This window comes from Spirosoma aureum (genome assembly GCF_011604685.1).
Lineage (GTDB): Bacteria > Bacteroidota > Bacteroidia > Cytophagales > Spirosomataceae > Spirosoma > Spirosoma aureum.
In genome coordinates, this window is record NZ_CP050063.1 from 7640839 (window position 1) to 7660722 (window position 19884).

At 47.0% G+C, this 19884-nt stretch carries 18 protein-coding genes; 9 read left to right on the forward strand and 9 right to left on the reverse strand.

All coding sequences use genetic code 11. The features are described from left to right. Positions 1 to 76 precede the first annotated feature (76 nt). Both G8759_RS30520 and glgX read left to right on the forward strand, forming a co-directional pair. Positions 77 to 532 (forward strand): ferritin-like domain-containing protein, encoded by a 456-nt coding sequence (locus G8759_RS30520; protein ID WP_162384509.1) that lies wholly within the window; start codon positions 77 to 79, stop codon positions 530 to 532. Between the two features lie 284 nt (positions 533 to 816). Further along, a complete protein-coding gene (gene glgX, locus G8759_RS30525) occupies positions 817 to 2931 on the forward strand; it encodes a glycogen debranching protein GlgX (protein ID WP_167216785.1) in 2115 nt (704 codons plus the stop codon). A 48-nt stretch (positions 2932 to 2979) separates the two neighbouring features. Here the strand turns inward: glgX and G8759_RS30530 are convergent, their stop codons facing one another. The 4 genes from G8759_RS30530 to G8759_RS30545 form a co-directional block, all read right to left on the reverse strand. Next, positions 2980 to 3708 (reverse strand): DUF3891 family protein, encoded by a 729-nt coding sequence (locus G8759_RS30530; protein WP_167216787.1) that lies wholly within the window; start codon positions 3706 to 3708, stop codon positions 2980 to 2982. Between the two features lie 70 nt (positions 3709 to 3778). Then, the gene (locus tag G8759_RS30535) at positions 3779 to 4282 is read right to left on the reverse strand and encodes a pyridoxamine 5'-phosphate oxidase family protein (protein ID WP_167216789.1); all 504 of its coding nucleotides are present in this window, start codon (positions 4280 to 4282) and stop codon (positions 3779 to 3781) included. Positions 4283 to 4379: 97 nt separating this feature from the next. Continuing rightward, the gene (locus G8759_RS30540; RefSeq protein ID WP_162384505.1) at positions 4380 to 4796 is read right to left on the reverse strand and encodes a four-helix bundle copper-binding protein; all 417 of its coding nucleotides are present in this window, start codon (positions 4794 to 4796) and stop codon (positions 4380 to 4382) included. Between the two features lie 36 nt (positions 4797 to 4832). Then, positions 4833 to 5039, reverse strand: coding sequence for a DUF2188 domain-containing protein (locus G8759_RS30545; protein WP_167216791.1), 207 nt, complete (start codon positions 5037 to 5039; stop codon positions 4833 to 4835). 588 nt (positions 5040 to 5627) lie between these two features. On the opposite strand from G8759_RS30545, the gene G8759_RS30550 reads away from it, so the two are divergent. The 5 genes from G8759_RS30550 (at position 5628) to G8759_RS30570 (ending at position 10702) form a co-directional block, all read left to right on the forward strand. After that, on the forward strand, positions 5628 to 6305 hold the full coding sequence (locus G8759_RS30550; protein ID WP_174260180.1) for a response regulator: 678 nt from the start codon (positions 5628 to 5630) through the stop codon (positions 6303 to 6305). Between the two features lie 87 nt (positions 6306 to 6392). After that, positions 6393 to 7802 (forward strand): sensor histidine kinase, encoded by a 1410-nt coding sequence (locus tag G8759_RS30555; protein ID WP_167216793.1) that lies wholly within the window; start codon positions 6393 to 6395, stop codon positions 7800 to 7802. A gap of 208 nt (positions 7803 to 8010) precedes the next feature. Next, entirely contained in the window at positions 8011 to 8763 is a 753-nt protein-coding gene (locus G8759_RS30560; RefSeq protein WP_167216795.1) for an acyl-[acyl-carrier-protein] thioesterase, read from the forward strand. Positions 8764 to 8839: 76 nt separating this feature from the next. Then, positions 8840 to 9760, forward strand: coding sequence for a DUF1338 domain-containing protein (locus tag G8759_RS30565; RefSeq protein ID WP_167216797.1), 921 nt, complete (start codon positions 8840 to 8842; stop codon positions 9758 to 9760). 108 nt (positions 9761 to 9868) lie between these two features. After that, on the forward strand, positions 9869 to 10702 hold the full coding sequence (locus G8759_RS30570) for a sugar phosphate isomerase/epimerase family protein (protein WP_167219352.1): 834 nt from the start codon (positions 9869 to 9871) through the stop codon (positions 10700 to 10702). Between the two features lie 158 nt (positions 10703 to 10860). Here the strand turns inward: G8759_RS30570 and G8759_RS30575 are convergent, their stop codons facing one another. The 5 genes from G8759_RS30575 to G8759_RS30595 all read right to left on the reverse strand — a co-directional run bounded on the left by G8759_RS30575 (position 10861) and on the right by G8759_RS30595 (position 16073). Further along, a complete protein-coding gene (locus G8759_RS30575; RefSeq protein ID WP_167216799.1) occupies positions 10861 to 11295 on the reverse strand; it encodes a hypothetical protein in 435 nt (144 codons plus the stop codon). Positions 11296 to 11434: 139 nt separating this feature from the next. After that, entirely contained in the window at positions 11435 to 12496 is a 1062-nt protein-coding gene (locus G8759_RS30580) for an aminotransferase class I/II-fold pyridoxal phosphate-dependent enzyme (RefSeq protein ID WP_167216801.1), read from the reverse strand. A gap of 104 nt (positions 12497 to 12600) precedes the next feature. Then, positions 12601 to 13626 (reverse strand): dipeptide epimerase, encoded by a 1026-nt coding sequence (locus tag G8759_RS30585; RefSeq protein ID WP_167216803.1) that lies wholly within the window; start codon positions 13624 to 13626, stop codon positions 12601 to 12603. A gap of 140 nt (positions 13627 to 13766) precedes the next feature. Then, on the reverse strand, positions 13767 to 15389 hold the full coding sequence (locus G8759_RS30590) for a hypothetical protein (protein WP_167216805.1): 1623 nt from the start codon (positions 15387 to 15389) through the stop codon (positions 13767 to 13769). A 12-nt stretch (positions 15390 to 15401) separates the two neighbouring features. Then, complete coding sequence (locus G8759_RS30595) at positions 15402 to 16073, reverse strand: hypothetical protein (protein ID WP_232074008.1); 672 nt, start codon at positions 16071 to 16073, stop codon at positions 15402 to 15404. A gap of 598 nt (positions 16074 to 16671) precedes the next feature. Between G8759_RS30595 and G8759_RS30600 the strand changes: the two genes are divergently transcribed. Both G8759_RS30600 and G8759_RS30605 read left to right on the forward strand, forming a co-directional pair. Next, positions 16672 to 17499: a polysaccharide biosynthesis/export family protein gene (locus G8759_RS30600; protein WP_167216807.1), complete on the forward strand. Its 828-nt coding sequence runs from the start codon at positions 16672 to 16674 to the stop codon at positions 17497 to 17499. Between the two features lie 33 nt (positions 17500 to 17532). Then, positions 17533 to 19884 carry a GumC family protein gene (locus G8759_RS30605; protein ID WP_167216809.1) on the forward strand — a complete coding sequence of 784 codons (2352 nt, stop codon included), beginning with the start codon at positions 17533 to 17535 and terminating at the stop codon, positions 19882 to 19884.

Genomic DNA, 19884 nt, shown 5'->3' on the forward strand with positions numbered 1-19884 from the left:
GCTTTTCTGATTTACTCAACAACAACGAACGTTACGAAATCTTTTCAATTTAGAGCACAACCAAACCAACAACGTTATGACTGTTAAAGAAACCCGTGGAGAAATCCTTGATCAACTTAACCGCCTGCTGACTCGTAATAACGATGCAGAAAAAGGCTATCAAGAGGCCGCAGACAATGTAAAAGATACTGAGCTTAAAAGCCTGTTTCTGGCCCAGTCGCGGCAGCGGGGTGAGTTTGCCATAGAGATCGATCGGGAAATCCGGACTCTTGGCGGAGAACCGGATAACGGTACCAGCTTTGCCGCCGATCTTCATCGGGCCTGGATAAATGTGAAAGCTACATTCTCTAGTGATGATGATAAAGCAACCGTAGAGGAATGCAAACGGGGTGATCAGGAAGCCCTCGAAAATTATAATTCTGTTCTTCAGGAAACGGACTTAGTCGCCAGTACCCGCGAGTTACTGTTACGTCAAAAACAGAGCATTGAGTCAGCTCATGCCTCGATGGCTCGTCTGGCCTTGGTAGTGTAGTGAATGGTGGGATCGGAAAGCCTGCGCCCATTGGGAGCAGGCTTTTTTGTTTATACCCTACTATTCCTATTGATTATAATTATAAATGTGTAAAAGCGGTTAATTATACCCAAAACATTATCTTTTCTCAGGAAGTTATCTCCAGTAAAGCCAGGTCTTGATTTGACGTTATCAACACAGATTAACTATCGTATCGTTTGTAACGCCAAATGCTGCTAATAACGCTCAGGATCGAGTTTAACTAATTGCCTTATTAGGCGGATGAACCATTCCTACAAAATTTTATGAGTAAACATACATCGGCAACCTCCGGTGAAGAGGCTGTCCAATCAAAGCCGGGTAAACCATATCCTCTTGGTGCTACTTACGATGGCGAAGGGGTTAACTTCGCTCTTTTCAGCGAAAATAGTACAGCTGCTTTTCTTTGTCTCTATGACTCAGCCGACCCAGGGCGCGAAACGGCTCGAATTCCACTTAAAGAACATACTGATCTTGTCTGGCATATTTATCTGGAAGGATTACAGCCGGGTCAGTTATATGGCTATCGGGTAGATGGTCCATATGATCCCAAGGCAGGGTATTTTTTCAATCCTAATAAACTACTGCTAGACCCTTATGCCCGCGCTATCAATGCGCCGGTCAATCACGATGATTCATGGCTGGGTTATGACTACAAAAACCCGTCGGATGATCGTTACCTGATCATGAATCATGAAGACAGTGGTCCAACCATGCCTAAATCGGTCATTGTCGACCCCACCTTCGATTGGGAAGATGATCAGGCACCGGCTACTCCCTTGCATCGTTCCGTGATTTATGAAATGCACGTTAAGGGATTTACCCATCTTCATCCGACAATAGATGAGCAGATTCGAGGCACCTATGCCGGGTTAGGTTCAGCAGAAAGTACCGACTATCTAAAAAAACTGGGTATCACGGCTGTTGAGCTTTTACCTGTGCACCAGTTTACGGATGAAAGTTATTGGGGTTATAATAGCATTGGTTTCTTTGCGCCCCAAAATACCTATTCTTCATCGGGAATGGCAGGTCAGCAGGTTACCGAGTTTAAGCAGATGGTCAAAAATCTGCACAAAGCTGGCCTGGAAGTCATTCTTGATGTTGTTTATAACCACACCGCGGAGGGAAATCAGTTTGGGCCTATGCTCTCGTTTCAGGGTATCGATAACCGGGCTTATTACCACCAGGTTGGCGATCAGCCCGAATATTACATGGATTATACCGGCACAGGAAATACGCTCAATCTGAGCCATCCCCGTGTGTTGCAGATGGTCATGGACAGCCTGCGTTACTGGGTTACGGATATGCACATCGATGGGTTCCGATTCGATCTGGCAGCCGCGCTTATTCGTACGGATGAAGAAATTGGTCGTGTATCGTCATTTCTGGATACGGTAGCCCAGGACCCTATTCTGGCGCAGGTAAAGTTAATTGCTGAACCCTGGGATATTCAGTCGTATCAGGTTGGAAACTTTCCGGTACGCTGGTCAGAATGGAACGGAAAATTCCGTGACGCGCTCCGGGCGTTTTGGAAAGGAGACGATGGCAAAGCCGCCGAAACGGCACTGCGTTTGCTGGGAAGCCCGGATCTGTATGCCAATGATGGGCGCTCACCGGCCAATAGTATCAACCTGATTACAGCCCACGATGGATTTACACTCAATGACCTGGTGACTTATAATGATAAGCATAATGAAGCCAACGGTGAGGACAACCGCGACGGGTCGAACGATAACTTAAGTTGGAATTGCGGTGTTGAAGGGCCCACCGATGACCCAGAAATAAATGCTCTGCGCGAACGTCAGAAGCGTAATTTCCTGACAACAATGCTGCTCAGCCAGGGAACACCCATGATTGTGATGGGTGATGAATGTGGCCGGACTCAACACGGTAATAACAACGGCTACAATCAGGACAGCGAAATCAGCTGGATGGATTGGCACTGGAACGAAAACCAACAGGCTCTTTTCGACTTTACCAGCCAGCTTACTGCGCTTCGCCGGGAGATGCCGATTTTAAGCCGACGCAAATTTTTTGGCAATGAGCAAGTGAATTACGTACGGCCCGATGGTAAGGAAATGACCAGTGCTGACCTTAATAATCCAGGCACACATTGTTTAGCCCTGTTTATCGACGGGATGCGCGTAACCGAACAAACCGAAGATGGTCAGGACATCGGCGACGAGCAATTGCTTTGGATACTAAATGCCTTCTGGGAAGACATCCCATTCATGTTGCCAAGGGTAGGCCGCAAACAGTCGATGTGGGAGGTTGTTGTCAACACCTACGACGGCCAATTTAAGTCGCCCATGGAAACAATCAAAGGAGGCCATGAATACAATGTTCCAGCCCGTTCGTCGGTGCTGCTACGGATGAAATAGTAGCTATTGGTTTGATACGCCATAACATGAAGCGATGGCGTATCAAGCTTATTTTTTTCTAAACGTCCATTCTTTCACCTCAAAAGTTGCGCCCTGAATCGCATTATATAGCTCTTTATCATCGGCAAAGGCCAGTTGATCGAGTTCAAACGTTTCGACATGAACTTTTACTATGGGTTCGTCGAACGGCCAGGGATCTACAGACAATGATCCATCTTTTCGTTGAAGGATGTAATTAGCAATACCGTCAGGGCCAACGCTAATTTCCAGTCGTCGCTCTTCGGGCGGTAGCTGGTCCATACACAATACCAGCGACAACGCATCGCACCACTGGACAAAATCATAGGCGTATTGAGCTGCAACTTTTGTTGCACCATACATGGTTCGCCATTTTTTCTGATTGTCAATCTGCTGATTAAGAAACTCATCCAGTTTTTTATCCTGACCACGTTTTGGTTCATACAGAAATGACGTATGCATCGATAGCATCAGTGCATTCCAGCGACTTTTCTGCAGACTAATCTCGATCATCTGGTGGCATTGCTCAACCGAATACTGGAGAATTTGAAAATGAAGCGGAGCACCAGCCTCCGTTAAATGATTACGACCTTCCCACGGGTCTTGTCCATCATCATGCTCCGTCAGGGCGACCAGGGTTTCGATCCAGTTTGTTGGCCGTTTCCGGACCTGCCAGTGCAGCGCCAGTTGCACGGCCAGCATACCATGAGCCTGCTGATTAATAACCTGCCAACCCGAATTGATTTGAGTAACGATCATAACGATGAAAGCGAGTGAATGAGCAGATCCATCAGGTGTTTGCTCAATCACTCGCTTTCGCTTTCATTCGTTAATTATATACTTTGGCATTTTCACCCATTTTTGGCGGATTGCCTGTAATAGCCGCCGTAGCCTGCTGAAACAATCGTACCATAGTACTATCGCTCGCGTTCCAGTATTCGGCCATATCGGTGTGTACTTTCAACAGAATCAACTCCGGATCTTCTTTTCCTTCAGGAAACCATGCCTTGGCCTGCGGGTTCCATAGTTCGTTTACTTTAGCCCGGTCGTCAAGTTCGTCGGCTGTTCCCGAAATTGACACGTAATCGGCATCACCTACGTCGGCAAAAGCCAGATTAACGTGGTGTTGATTATTGTCAATCTGATCGACTTTGGGAGAAGTACGTTTGGTGAAGAACCAGATCGTACCATCTTCATCCATTTGCAAGGCAGCCATTGGCCGACTGACCAAATGACCCGCTTCGTCAACAGTCGTCATCATGGCGATACGAATGTCTTCTACTAATTCCCGAACCTTATCCAATTGGGGGTTTTTCTGTGATTTAGTTTCCATAACGTAGAGTAAAAACGTCAGTCGATAGCCGAAGGATATTAATCGGATTGAACGCCCAATTAACCCCAATGACTACCGACTGACGACTATTAACCGATTAATTATAAAGCGTTTCGCGCAGATCGATACCGTAGAATAGCGACGCAGGCGTGGTTGCTGGATTTTTAGACTCAGCATCTGTCTGGTAAGCCATATCTAAAAGTCCAATGCAGCTACAGATAGTTTGCTGGCACATCGTCTGCACTTGTTTGCAACGTGTCGTATCGAACTGGCTCATCTCCTGAGCACACTTTTCGCAGACCTCAATGCAAGCCTTAGCCAATAGGCGTGTATTTTCTGACCCGCGCACATACAACATGGCTAGTTGACGGCACAGATCGGCACAATCCAGATTAAGAAAAATGCTTCGATACCAATTTTCAATATCCTCAGAACGAGAGCATTCCGTAGCAAATTCGTCACACAGGGCAGCACAGCCTGTCAGTGAATCGTAAATGTTCTTTTTCCAGATCATCACTAAGTTGAGTTTATAAATAGGTTAGGAGATTAGCTACACGTGCGGTTGCCAACCTTTAGTAATTGGCTCCGACTGAACCAAACGAGCCAATCTACGGGCTTCATCCACACTCAGTGCAACAATCCGCTGTTTATCCAGCGCACCTTGCTCCAACAAGCGATTCGCAATTTCAATGGCTTTAGCGCGAGTACTCGGATTGAGTGAGCGCATAGCGGCAGGAAAATGAGTCGGTGTCCACATATCGTGTTGGTTGTCTGTACACAAAACAGAATGCTTTAATTGTGCCAATTCGTTTTGGTATTCGTACAGATACTACCTCTATAAAAGCATAGCTCTCATTATCAATTCGATACAAAACAAAAGTCAGTTTAAACAAACTGTGTTTTTGCCGCATCAATTTGTTTAAGTGTAGAAAATATCTGGGGGAGTGTAGACGTTTTTACCCATTCCTATTCCCCAGAAGCAAAGCGAGTTAGCTTAGTCTTAGACTAAATATAAGCTGTCTGATCAACCGGCTAAATCCTCTTCAATCGGTAAAATTCTTAAGTAGTCGGCTACCTTTTTCGTCCGGATGCACGGCAGGAGGTTCGATTCGATGCCCGCCAATCAACGTCGAACCGTATGAATGTGACAACACTGATCTTAAAAGTGCATTAATAATGCACAATATGTAATAAAAAAATGCCCGACATCAGTTATTAAAAAAACTAAGGTCTATTGGATCAGAATAAGGCTTTCGGTACGAAATCCTCTCTCAACGCGATTATGCTAAACTAATAAACCGGTTTACCGCTTTTAAATCAGAAAATAGCTATGTATGTTTCCGACATGAAGATTCTAGTGGTTGAAGACGAGCCCAAATTGGCTTCGTTCGTAAAAAAAGGTTTAGAGGAGCAATCCTGCGAGGTGGATGTAGCCTACGACGGGCAACTAGGGCGTAATATGGCCTTGAGTAATGCCTACGACGTCATCGTTATGGACGTTAACCTACCCAAAATGAACGGCTTTGATGTGGTGCAGGCACTCCGTCAGGAGCGTGTAAGCACACCAGTGCTGATGCTGACTGCAATGGGGTCGGTCGATGATAAACTAACCGGTTTTGAGTCGGGTGCCGATGACTACCTGGTGAAACCATTTGAATTTCGGGAGCTAATGGCACGCTTACGTGCGCTCACGAAACGGGGTAGTGAAGCCGGTATGCAGGCCAATGTACTAAAGGTGGCCGATCTGGAACTAGACCTGAATGAGAAAGTAGCTCGTCGGGGCGATAAGCGAATAGAGCTCACTGCCAAAGAGTTTGGTCTACTCGATTATTTGATGCGAAACCGTGGACGCGTTGTATCGCGGGTGGATATTGCTGAAAAGGTCTGGGATATTCATTTCGACACAGGTACCAACGTCATCGATGTCTATGTGAATTTCCTCCGTAAAAAAATCGACAAGGATTTTCCCCAGAAACTGATTCATACCGTGATTGGTATGGGATACATGCTCAAAGAGGAGTAAGAAGCGAGAAACGGGGAGATAGAATAAGGGCGGTCAATCCAACCGTATCTCCTCTGCTCTCACTTCTTGCTCCTAACTGGTCAAAAAATGAATATCCGTACCCGCTTAACGCTGCTTTTCGTACTGCTTGTCGCTTCGATCCTGTTGTTATTTTCGGTATCGGTATACTACCTCTATGATCAGTTCCGGCAACAGGAATTTGAGCAGCGGCTGGAAGAGAAAGCATTCACCACCGTACGATTGCGTGAAGATGTTGGTGAGGTGCCTCAGGCCGATCTGCCGGTTATGGCCGACGAACAGATTACCATTTACAATGACCGCGGTCTGGTGCTCTATAATCAGGGCAACCAACGGCCCCGTTTTCCGATTTCCCCCAGCTTTCTGCGAAAAGTTACCCTGAAACAGTCCCGGTATGTTCGATTAGGCGATATTGAGGCTGTTGGCGTTCGTTACAAGACTCAGCGGGGCGAATCATTTGTTATTGTAGCATCGGGTAATGATCGCTATGGATTCAGTAAACTTGACAGATTACGCCAGATTCTGATTTTTGGCTGGATATTGTGCCTGTTCATTGTCGGTATTGCCGGTTATTTGTTTGCTACCGACGCACTCAGACCCGTAGCTGAACTGATTGCTCAGGTAAATGCGATTTCGGCTACAAACATCCACGAACGGCTTCGCGTTGGGCGTCAGCGCGACGAGCTGGCCGATCTGGCCCGTACCTTCAATGCCTTATTGAGTCGACTTGAAGAAGCTTTCGTTTCCCAGAAAAGTTTTGTTTCCCACGCATCGCACGAATTGCGGACCCCACTCACGGTGATGATGGGACAAATTGAAGTGACACGACTTCAGGCCCGTTCTACGGATGAGTATGAAGTTGCATTCGATGGCCTGCTCGATGAGGTCAAAAACATGATTCGGCTTGTCAACGGTTTGTTGGAATTGGCTCGTGCGAGTGCGGATGCAGCCACACTTAACTACCAGCCCGTTCGAATCGATGAATTACTCTGGCAGGCGCAAAGCCAGATTATCCAAAAACGACCTGACTATCAGATTGACATTGATTTTGAAAATCTACCCAGCCAAGAAGAAGACCTCGTGATCGTAGGTGAAGAATCGCTGTTACAAACGGCCTTCCAGAACCTGATGGAAAATGGCTGCAAATACTCTCCCGACGAAAGCGTACTGGTCCGAATTTCATTTGAACCCGGCCAGATTCAATTGACATTCACCAATCAGGGGCACGGCATTCCTGCCACAGACTTGCCGCATATCTTTGAGCCCTTCTACCGTTCCGAATCGACAATGACCATTCGGGGTCACGGAATCGGCCTCGCACTAACACAACGCATCATCACGCTCCACCGCGGAAAAATCAAGGTTGAATCTACAATCGGGAAAGAAACCAAATTTCGTATAACACTTCCAATTGCAAATGCCCCCTCACTTGACACAGGTAGTGCAGTCGCAGCAACAAGAGTCTTACAGCAGGGATAGTCTTTTGAACTGATAGAGAGCCTTATCCGTACTAAATTGAAGACTAATTTCCGTTTTGACAGTTACCTGCGTCATCCATTTGTGAAAACACTATGCGTGTCTCGTCTATTCCAGATGGCGTTATTTGAACGGGTTTTTCAGGACGATTCAGACGCATTGTGGATAAGATTTACACAAGGCCTTATTTGTGCCGTATTACCTTTACAGCATGGCTTTTATTCAGACCGACACGTTTACAATACGTGGCTACGAAACTGATGCGTTCGGGCGACTGAGCATCCTGGCGCTGATGAACCTAATGCAGGAATCAGCGAACCGGAATGCAATCGATTATGGGATTGGAATCGATGATCTTGCTCGACAGGGATATGGATGGATGCTAATGCGCTTCCGGTTACGAATGCACCAGTATCCTCGCTACGGCCAGACAATTCGGGTAATAACCTACCCAACCTCCGTTGAGAAATATTTTATTCATCGCGACTTTCGGGTGGTGGCCGATGATGATACGCTGCTGGCCGATGCTGCCAGTACATGGCTGGTATTCAGTATCGATAAGCGATCCATGGTGCCACTTCCGGATTTCATTCGTGCCTTAGCCGTCCCAGCCGATATAAGCTCATTACCCAGGCTATCGCTTAAACCCGACTTTCAGTTTAGTGTGGCTGAACCATCCCACGAAAAAGAAGTAACTGTTGGGTGGTTCAGTATTGATCAGAATCAGCACGTCAACAATGTGTCGTATGTAGAGTGGTTACTCGAAGCGGTGGATAAGAAGCGGCTGGAAACGCGGGAATTAGCCGAAATTGATTTAGTTTACCGAACCGAAACGCATTGGGGTGACCAGCTTCGCATCCGATCCATTTCTGAAGAAAATGAAACCATAATTCATCGGATCGACTATAGCGACGAATCGGGCAAAGATGTGCTATTGGCCAGAAGCCAGTGGCGAATTAGTTAACTGTAACGGTTTTGACTGACTGGCACTGCTAGGTGCGGTCTATTGAAAACCATAAACGACAAACCGTAAACCAATCATGACTTCTTCACTTCACAACTCTACCGACACTCAAACCCTCGATGCCGTGCTCGGTGGCCTGATGCGCCGGTACAGCGAGCGTGTCCCTGACGTACAACATGTAATCAATGCCATGATTGATGAAGGCGTTATTCAGACACCAGATGAGATCGAAAACGACCACATCGCCTTCCGAACAATGGGGGTTCCTCATCTCGGATTGGCCTCGTTCGAGAAAATTTTCAGGCACTACGGGTATGAGAAGCGCGATGAGTACAATTTTATTGAAAAGAAATTGACAGCTTATTGGTACGCTCCACCTGAACCGAAATACCCACGCATTTTTGCCAGCGAACTACGTGTCAGCGAGTTATCTGACGAAGCTCAACGCATTATTCACCGCTACACCGACACCGTAACGAGCGACCCGGTCGATGCATTGAATCTTGATGATGCCGACGCCGTCGATCAGTTTTTGCACCAACCGCTCTGGACAACACCTACCCTGGCCGATTACCAGACGCTTTTGAAAGAAAGCGAATATGCCGCCTGGGTGATCTACAATCGGTATTACCTGAATCATTTTACCATCAGCGTTCACAACCTCAAACCAGGCTATAATACCATCGACGAATTCGTGGATTTTCTAACAAATCGAGGTTTTCGACTCAATTCGGCGGGTGGTACGATCAAAGTTAGCCCTGATGGCGATTTACGGCAGGCATCAACTGTGGCACAAATGATTGACGCCGAATTTGCGGGGGGCGATGTTTTTCGCATTGCCGGATCGTATGTCGAATTCGCAGAACGACGGGTGTTGCCTCCTTTTCGCAACTTAGCTCCCGATCAGATTACCCGCCAGCACCGGCGCGAAGGTTTCGAAACAGGCAATGCCGACAAGATTTTTGAAAGTACATTCACCACACAGACAGGTAAATAGTTCACATTAGTTGGTTTACGATTAGTCAGCCAACCGAATACCGGCTGGATTCAAGCGTACCAAACCGACTATCGTAAACTGAAAACGATAACCCTATACCCTATGAAAATGAAACTATACCTCCTGCTGACCGGGCTATTGTTATCCGGCTTTGGTACGCTGGCGCAAAAAGCTGCGCCCGTAGGATTGCAACTCTATAGCTTTCGGACCCAGTTTGCAAAAGACGTTCCGGGTACAATGGCCAAAGTGAAGCAGTTAGGATTTCGAGAGGCCGAAATCGCCGGTACTTATGGGCTCAGTCTGGCCGACTTCCGCAAACTTCTGGACCAGAACGGGATCAAGGCAATCAGTACGGGAGCCAGTTACGAAGATCTGGATAACAATGTTCCTAAGATTTTAGCCGAAGCTCGGGTATTGGGGGCTAAATACGTTACCTGCGCCTGGATTCCTCATGGGGGCGATGCATTCACAATTCAGGATGCCGATCGTGCCATTGACGTGTTCAATACGGCCGGTCGATTGCTGGCAGAAAATGGCATTACATTCTGTTATCACACGCATGGTTATGAATTCCAGACCTATCAGAATGGCACATTTTTCGATTATTTAGCCGAAAATCTGGACCCCAAATACGTCAACTTCGAAATGGACGTATTTTGGGTAAAAGCCCCGGGTTACAATCCGGTTGCCCTCTTGCAGAAATACCATAAACGGTTCTTATTGATGCACTTGAAAGACCGCAAGCCGGGGACTCCCGACACAAACACCGGCCACTCAGATGTAGAGTCCAATGTGACGCTTGGGCAGGGCGACGTTGGTATTGCAGACATTATGAAACAGGCAAAGAAATCCGGCGTAAAGCATTTTTTTATCGAGGACGAGTCGTCGCGCTCGATGGAGCAGATGCCAGGTAGTCTGGCATTTCTGGAGGGACTGAAGTAGTCGGAAGCTCCAGAAAGCATTAGATTTCCCGTACCAAAAAGACTCCGGTCTACTCTTAACAGCCGTCCTTTCTGCTGTCTGGATAAGAGTAGACCGGAGTCTTTCTGTTTTGTCGAACGTATCTGAACCAGCGAGCTTTGCTGGTTTTGCTGTTATTCTTATTTTTTACCTCTTAGAATTAATCGATAGGGCTGAGAATCCTGTGGGTCTGTATCGATGGAAATGTTTGTTCCATCGGCCGTTCCAATTTTACTGGAACCGTCATACAGATCATACGTATTACCATTCGCCTGCACAGTAACGACTCCAAGGCCCGAACTTGAGTTCTGACCCTGAATTTGTAACGAAACGCCAACACTATCGGTAGAGGCAGTCAAACGAGAGACCTGAATTGTCCCGGAAGCAATTGTCGTACTTCCTACGATATAAGGCAAAACCAGAGAGTCGATCACGTTAACAGAATCCTGCCGGATGTAATTTAACTGATAGGTTCCCGCAACCTGTGTTCCCGCATCGGGCGCAGCATCATTGCTTTTACTACAGGCGGCAAAAGCCAGCGGAATCAATACAAAAAGCGCATAACGTTTTTTCATAAGACAGAGTTTTTCTATCCGTTACGTCGCTATATCGCATTTTGTGGCAGTCAGTAATTAAAAAATCGATCAGGAGATTCATATCGACGCTGAGTGATTTGACACTCAAATCGTTAGTCTATCTCGGTAGCACCTGCCTTTAAAAACAATACGCATACACGCATTCGGCCAGCTTCTGAATATCAGCCAGTTCGTGAAAGGCACTAATAACAATTCTGGAATTAGCCCGATCGGTGGCTGTCGGGTAGGCAAATGAATAAATAAATACATCCCGCTCGAGCAGGAAAGGGTATAAATCATCCTGTTCGGTGAAGAAAACCGGATATCCTTTGGCATGTGTGAACAAGCCAGTCGGGACCAACAGTCTTTCGGCTAAGATCAGGTTCTGCCGGAGTTTATCCCAGCCTTCTTCATAAAGCGTACCGGCTTGTAAGTAAGCAGCCAGATAAACCGGCGGGATGGGCGAACAAGCGCCAAAAAATGCGGTTCCACGTAGCTTATTCAGTGTTTCGAGGTTCCCAAAAATCACCCCTCCCGGCAATCCCATTGCTTTTGCCGTAGAAGCCGTCACAATCAGATTAACATTGGGCTTCTGAGCCACCTGCGGCCAGATTCCACGTCCGTTATTGAGCACACCTAACCCGTGCGAATCATCGATAACGAGGGTTATCGGTCGGTCGGTGGGCAGGTCATCGACCCAGTCAAATGAATAATATTCTGAGCGGACAGCCTCAATCGAATTAACCAGAATTGCAACCGGGCCGGGAGTCATTTTCTGTAGCTGATCAGGTAGCTGGGCGGTCCAGTCAGAAAAGCGCACTGAAGGTATGCTCACGTTTGGCCCATTCCAGATTGCTGGATGTGCTTTAGGCCCGTAAACAAACGCGGTCTGTTGTGCCTGCAATAAATTCACAACGGCCTGCCCAGCCATCATGCCGGACGACAGGGTTAAAGCGGTATCGGACCCTACGGTAGCGGCTAACTTTGCTTCGGCCTCTTCGTAAATACTGAGTTGCAAATTGCCGTTTCGGGAGCTCCCAAACACCGTGCCGTAGCAGCTAATCTGATCAGCCAGTAGCTGTTGAAACGCCGGATTTTGGGGCAACCCTAAATAAGCTGTACCACTAAAAAATAAGTATTCCCGCTCCTGGTAAGTAATCGTCCGGTCTGGAAGGCCGCCTATGGTGAAAGTAGCTGACATGTTGAAATTCATAAAATTCGAGCAGCACACGCCCGAGGCGTCTGCTGTCGTACTGTTGTGGACTGGTAATTATTGACTTAAACAGGCATCTGCCGTGGAATCACTCACGCAGCCGATTTGAGTAAACTTGCCCCGGTTCCATTCCGGTCAGCGTAGATAACGCGACCATAATCAAATGTGACCCCCGTTGCCGGGTCGTTGGCAATAAGCAATGACCCATCAAGGTCAGCGTAATCGAGTAGCGGAAGTAGTTGCGCTATGGCTGAAATACCGACGCTCGATTCGGTCATACAGCCGACCATAACGCGCAGACCAAGTTCACGGGCGCGGGCGATCATACGTCGGGCAGGAGTTAATCCTCCACACTTGGTTAGCTTGATGTTGACGCCATGAAAATACCCGGCACAACGGTCAACATCAGCCTCAACGATGCAGCTCTCGTCGGCAATAATGGGCAAAGCCGTTTGTTCAAACACCGTTTTGGCTCCGGCCCAATCATTGGCTGGAAGGGGTTGTTCAATAAACTCTACACCTAATTCAGCCAGTGCTCTTGCTTTTAGAATTGCTTCGCTCACAGTCCAGCCACAGTTGGCATCTACCCGGAACATGGCATCCGTATGGTTTCTCAACGTCTGCATAATTGCCAAATCTGTTTCGGGCCGGCCCAGTTTAATTTTATAGAGCGGCCAGGGCAGTTCCTGCATTTTTTCAACCATCCGCTCAGGTGTATCCAGACCGATGGTATAATTGGTCAGGGGGCTTTGGGCAGGATCGAGGTTCCAGAGCTTATAGAGTGGCTTCCCCTGTTTTTTCGCCCATAAATCCCAGGCAGCCTGATCGAGCGCACAGAGAGCGAATGGATTTTGTACAAGAAACGGCTGCATATCGGCCCAGAATAGTTCAGGGTCGATCAGGTCATAGGCTTCTATTCGGTTACGAAGCGACTCGAAAGCGCCCATCAGCCCGTCCATAGTGATGCCATAGTAGCGCGTGGCCGTCGCTTCGCCAAATCCCCGGTAGTCGCCATCGCGCAGTTCGACAATAAGCGTCGGCTGTACGTCGCGACTATCGTGAGCAATGGTAAAGGTATGTTTCAGGCGTAAATCAACGCGGTGAAGTAACAACTGCATGAGTCGGCGAATTTCGTAAACGATAGATCAGCGGTTAACAGAGCGAATTTACAACACCCGCACCACGATCGATTTCGTCCGAAAGTTACATGCCGAAATTTATAAATGCCGGATACTCTCAGGGTATGATTTCTGGCTGCTCACTTACAATACATTTCTGCCTTGATTTTCAGTACCCACTCCGGCTTATCGACCAGATAATCGTTCTGACGAAGTGGCCAGGATGCGCCCCCATCGGTGCTGGCCCGGAAGTCGTAGGTTTGTCCAATTTGTATTTTGTAGGACGATACTTTTCGCTGGGTACGCGTAGCCGTGATCAGGTCATGCCAGTTGTCCTTACCGGCTAAACTATACTGAGTTCGGATTTCGGCAGGCAGGGCAGATTCATCCAGCGTCATGCCACCAGGGCAGGAGAAATTAAATTCCAGCTTCATAATTGGCGGTACGGGTAACGTGCTCAGATTAATCGGAATCTGCGTCTCGTCGCAGGTGGCCGCTTTCGCCGATTCCGCAATTAAGCCACCTTTTTTGCCTTTCCCCCAGGCATCAGTTTCGTCATATATCTGCAATTTATATTGACGTCCCTTGGGTTGGTTATACACCCTGATTATCGAGTTATTATTGGCATTGGCGTAAAAGGAACTTACCTGCGCTCCGGTAGTTGCATCAATTAATTTACACAGGTAATTCACATCTACGTTACTGAGTGCGCTGCCAACTACTTTAAAGACAGGCCCCACATCACAGATCGATTCAGCCCAGGTAGCCACATACGCACCTACCGATGGAGCCTGTGCCTGATACTCAAGAGTACCGGTCTGGCTATTGAGCTTCACGACACCAGGGGTCTCCTCCTGCCATCGGTTCGTAAAGGCATCATAACTATAGAGCGGTATCGAATCACCAGCCTGTACGGCCCGACCAGTTACGCCATTGATCGTGGCCGGATTCAGTTCCATTGACCAGCTTGCGGGTTTCGAAAGCTTATTCGCCAGTTGATAGGTTTCATTATAGATCTCAAACGTCACTGACCCGGCAATTGAGGCTATGCGTAAAGTACCAAGTGACGGCGCGCCATTGCGCCCGTTGACATACGACATGACACCGCCCCCTGGCACCTGGCTTGTCGCATTACTAGTGCGTGCATTCGTGTGAATAACCGACATTGTTAGCCCCCCGCTCACAGGCTGGCCATCGCGGTCAATTAGTTTCGTACCTGCACCAATAGCTACCGAAGCATGATCGACGCCCTTAGTTTGCTCAGCGGTTGTCAGACCAAGAGCTGCCGACACAGTACCATCTGCAGTAGCACGCCCAGTCGTACGGGCAGCCGTAAGCGTGCTAGGCGGTTTAAGCATATTGATCCGACGAACAGTGCGCGTGACCCGACTGGAGCTTGTTAGAGTAATCGGTTGTACAACTGTTAGATAATCGTCGGCTTCAACCACGGCTGTAAATCGAAACGGTGTTTGATTGGACAGGGTCACCGAAGGCGAAGCCGCCAGCAGCAAATTGCCATCCGCGTTAATCTTATACCGTGTCGTATTCAGTGTGGTTACAACCTGGGCAGCGTTAGCACCAGCAATTTTTACCCGATTGGTTTCGGGTACCGGATTTCCGGCCGGGTCGTAGAAACGGTATTCGACTACCCCCGCCTGGATGGGATCTTTTACCCGGAGTTCAACTCCGTCGAGAGGGTTCTGGCAAGAATCGATCAAGGCCGGTAATCCGATCAGGCAATACAGTAGGCAACGACGGTTCATACAGTATAGCAGTTACTTGGAACGATGAAGAGCGTATGAAAGAGTGAAATTGATGGAAGGCAAATAGCGATAGTTCGATAGATTCCTTTCAACAACCGGCACCTGTTCGTCGATCGTTGTCGTTTCCAGAAATCCTTCATAATTAAGCTGTACGCTCGGCCGGCCGAGGTAATATACGCCCATCTCAAAGCCAATGCCAATGCGTTTGCCGGGAATTGTCTGTCCAAATCCCCAACCCAGGTAACCAACTACCGGATGCCAGCGAAAACCCAGATTAACCGTACCTACGTCTTCTGGTTTCAACTCCAGCCCTCCCAGATTCAGGTTGTCGTTGGAGGTAATAACGAAATTTAGATTTGGATGCCACGTGTAACCTACCCCAGCGACAACGAAAAAGGAGCTACGTTGTAGCGGGTACCATTTCAGGCCTGCCTGAGCAATGCCAATCATAAAATCAGGATCAATAGCTATATATGAGTCTGGAGCTGTCTTGACACGTACCGTTTTTCGGTAGGCCATGTACTGTCCGCCAACTCGTGCAACCAATCGATGCGGCTGGCTAAGTATACGATTATAGAATACACCAACGCCTGTTGTCCCTAATTGTGCACTAACGGACTGACGGGAAGCCCCTCTATCTGTAGAATCTGGCTTTATTTGAGCCGAATAGCCTATGTAGGGCACTACAAGCAATCCTAAGAATCTTACTAAAGCTATCATATCAATAACATATTCCTTATATACTATTTATTATATCACAATAAAGGTAACATTTAAGTTATAATAATATGCGAAAAATTGCTTGAATTTTTACGATAAAGGGCCTCAAGTACCAAATAGGCAAGCTTTTTATGGGTAATAGCCTATTTGACACAAACCGTATTTTATTTCATCGAAACGGCATTTTACCAAATAAATACACAAAAAATAGATCAGATAATAAGCTTTGACTGGCCATACGATAGATAATGTACTTGTATCTTATAATAAAAAAAACAATAAATAAGACTAAATGATGACTGGAGGCCTTTTTTAGCTTATTTTAAAAATACCAACCATTAAATTAACTTTATCATGTTTTCGTAAATAAAAATTTTACTAAATTTGCATAGTACTCACAAATGAAGCAAGAAGTATATTTACTTATTAGAATCAAATTTCTCTTGTCAATCAATCATATGTATAGTAGCATCTTGCTTCACAGATTGACGCCAGTAGTAACGAATTGAACTAGCTTATTTAATTCATTTTCATTTCAGACAGTACACAAAACGTTAGCCTTATGAGGTCTTATTTAAATCGCTTTATCCGCAGTCAACGCATACGGGTTGCTCTAGTAAGCTTCGTATTAGGAGGCACCTGCCTAACTAGTTGCGTATCAACAAAACATCTTTCTTATTTTCAGCAAGAACCCGGCAAAGCCGATGCGTTGACAGTTGCAGCTCGCTACGTACCTACGATTCAGCCAGGTGATGTTTTGTCGATACAGGTCAACAGTCTGAATCCTGAAGCTTCTTCGTTCTTCAATCCATATGCTGCCTTTGCTATAGCAGATAGAGGACCTCAGACAAATACCATTGCCAGCACAACTCCGCTACCTTCTGTTAATGGCTATATCGTTGATAATGAGGGTAAAATTGAGGTACCCATGCTCGGAAAAGTAGACGTAAAGGGTAAAACGGTAACTGAAATAAAAGACCAGTTGCGGCAGTCGTTAAAAGAATACCTGAAAGAACCCACAGTCAATGTTCGGAATCAGAATTTTCGAATTTCGGTCATGGGTGAAGTAACAAGACCTTCTTTATATACGATTCCGAACGAACAGATCACGCTCCTGGAAGCTCTCAGTTTATCGGGTGATGTAACAATTTATGGTCGCCGGGATAACGTTCTGCTCATTCGTGAAGAAAACGGTCAGCGTACATTCACGCGAATCGATTTAACCCGCCGTGACTTGTTTACCTCTCCTTATTATTATCTGCATCCAAATGATGTGGTTTATGTAGAACCGGGTCGCGCCCGTGCTGCCACTGCCGACCGTACCAATCAATTGCTCCCCATTGTGCTGAGCGGCTTATCGTTCGTCGCCATCATCTTTTCGCGTTTCTAGGCTTTTCTTTTATCTAAATAAACAGGCATCACTATGTCCAATCAGAATAACTATGCGTATGCTCCGTACCAGGTGTATGAAGCCGAGAATACGCCTAATCTGCGGATGATACTTATGCGGTATGCACAACACTGGAAGTGGTTTGTGCTCTCGCTTCTATTAACTGCGGGTGCTGCTTATGCCTATTTGCTATACCAGACACCCATTTATAAGGTACAGACCAGCCTGTTGATCAAAGACGACAAGAAAGGGCTTAGTGAAGACAACATTTTGAAAGAAATGGACATTTTCACACCCAAGAAAGTCATCGAAAACGAAATGGAAATCCTGAAGTCCTACGCGCTCATGGACAAAGTCGTATCCCGGCTTGGCCTGGATGTGCAGTATTTTCATCCTACAAATACAATTAAAAAGGAGATTTACAATGAATCGCCAATTCGGGTCATTGTTGAAAAAGGCCGCCCGATCCTTTACGAAACAGATTTAACGATTACGGTTGAAAAACCTGGATCTGTTCGTATTGACGATGCTGTTTACCCAGTTAATCAGAGCATCAAAACACCTTATGGTCGTCTGCGGATATTCGCCCGCGATCCATTAAAACCCAGCGCAGAACCAATTATAGTGCGCGTGTCGCCCCGGCAAAAAACAGTTGATGGTTTTCTGAAGCGGCTAACCGTCGATCCAAGCAGTAAGGCGTCAACGGTATTACAGATGACCCTCGAAGATGCCGTTCCGCAAAAAGGTGAAGCGGTACTCAATGAATTAATCACCGAATACAATTCGGCTGCTATCGTCGATAAAAACATTGTCGCATCAAATACGCTGAACTTTATTGAAGAGCGCTTACAACTCATTGCGGGCGAATTATCGACCGTTGAAAAAGGCGTTGAATCGTACAAATCGGCTGAAGGAATCACTGATCTAAGTTCGCAGGCGGCCGTATTTCTGGAAACGGTGAAAGAAAATGACGACCAACTGAATCAGGCAACCATTCAGCTAGGCATCATTCAGGATCTCGAACGCTACGTTAACAGCAAATCGACTGAGCGAGGGGTTGCTCCGAGCGCCCTTACAATCAGTGACCCAGTATTACTTGGTTTAGTTGGAAAGGTAAGCGAGCTGGAATTACAGCGGGATCAACTGAGCCGGACAACGACGATCAATAACCCACTTCTGCAATCATTGGATTCACAGATTAAGGCAACGAAAGAGAGTCTGTCCGAAAATATTCAGAACCTCAAACGGACACTCAGCAGTACGCAATCCAAGCTGAAATCGACCAATCGGCAGTTAGAGGCTCAAATTCGCACGATTCCGACTAAAGAACGGGCATTGGTAAACATCACCCGCCAGCAGTCAATCAAAAACAATCTGTATACCTATCTGCTGGAAAAGCGGGAAGAAACGGCTCTTTCGTATGCGTCAACCGTAGCCGATAGCCGCACTATCGATCCGCCCCGCAGTGGAAGTGAGCCTATCAAGCCTGTAAAAAGCACCATTTTTCTGATGTTCGGTCTATTGGGTCTGGTTTTACCGATTGGGGTACTGGGTGCGCGTGATGCGTTAAACAACCGCATTAGCCGCCGATCTGACGTAGAGGCCATATCGCAGGTGCCAATTTTAGGCGAAATTGTCTCCAGCCGAAATGTAGATCCACTGATTATGGTATCGGGGCAACGCTCCATCATTGCCGAGCAGATCCGAGCCTTGCGTACTAACCTTCAGTTTCTGCGCAGCAACCCAACCGGTAGCCAGGTCGTGATGTTCACATCAAGTATCAGTGGCGAAGGCAAATCGTTTTTGTCGCTGAATCTGGGAGCCAGTCTGGCACTAGTCGATCGTCCGACTGTAATCCTGGAAATGGATCTTCGTAAACCGAAAATTCACTCGGTGCTTGGAATTACCAATACAATTGGCATTAGTAATTACTTAATTCAGGAGGCAACGCTTGATGATGTCTTACAGGAGATTCCGGGCTTTCCGAACTACCACATTATTACCTGCGGACCGATTCCGCCAAACCCGGCCGAGCTACTGAGCAGCCCCGCTTTAGAGCAGTTGTTCCGGGAGTTACGTGAGCGGTTTGCCTATGTTATTGTCGATTCACCACCGATTGGTTTAGTGACAGATGCGCAGTTAATCGCGCCATTCGTCGATGCGACGATGTTCATGGTACGCCATGATCACACGCCCAAGGCGTACCTCCGAATGATCGACAATCTCTATAAAGAGCATCGTTTCCAGCGTCTGAACCTGATTCTGAACGCAGTAGGCGGTGGTGAGTCGTATCAATATGGTTATGGGTACGGTTACAGCAATTATGGTGGCTACTACGAAGAATCGAATCAGGTAGCCAAAGCGTCGGCCCGTAAACGGCGCTAA